Annotated in this window: 1 protein-coding gene; it reads left to right on the top strand. The window is 73.7% G+C overall.

Translation table 11 applies throughout. The features are described 5' to 3' along the window. Window positions 1-594 (top strand): phage baseplate assembly protein V (locus E8D38_RS28575; protein WP_219851897.1); only part of this gene is annotated, 594 nt, incomplete at both ends.

Below are 594 nucleotides of genomic sequence, written 5' to 3' on the forward strand. Positions count from 1 at the left end.
CTTTACCGTGCTGGCGATCGAACATGAGGCCGCCAACAACCTGGGCGCCCAGGCCGCCCGCCTGCTCGACGCCCCCGAGCTCGAGGCCGGCAGCTACCGCAACCACTTCAGCGCCGTGCTGGCAGCGGTGCCGCTGGTGCCGGCCTTCTGGCGCCGCCCCAGCGCACTGGGCCCGCAGACCGCGGTGGTGGTGGGCCTGGAAGGCGAGCCCCTCACCACCGACCGCGAGCTGCGGGTGAAGGTGCAGTTCCCGTGGCAGCGCGGCACCCGGCCGCTGACCGGCGGCCTGCCGCACGAGACCCCCGGCGACACGCAAGGCCATGCCCCCGGCAACGAACAGTCCGGCACCTGGGTGCGGGTGGCCACGCCGAGTGCCGGCGCCAACTGGGGCGCCGCCTTCACGCCGCGCATCGGCGCCGAGGTGCTGGTCGACTTCGTCGAGGCCGACATCGACCGCCCCCTCATCGTGGGCCAGCTCTACAACGGGCAGGACACGCCGCTGTTCGCCGCCGGGGTCGATTCCGGCGCCAACCACAGCGGCACCGTCAGCGGCCTGCACGTGCCCACGCTCGACCAGGCCGACTGGGGCCAATG

This window comes from Methylibium rhizosphaerae (assembly GCF_006386545.1).
Classification (GTDB): Bacteria; Pseudomonadota; Gammaproteobacteria; order Burkholderiales; family Burkholderiaceae_C; genus Pseudorivibacter; species Pseudorivibacter rhizosphaerae.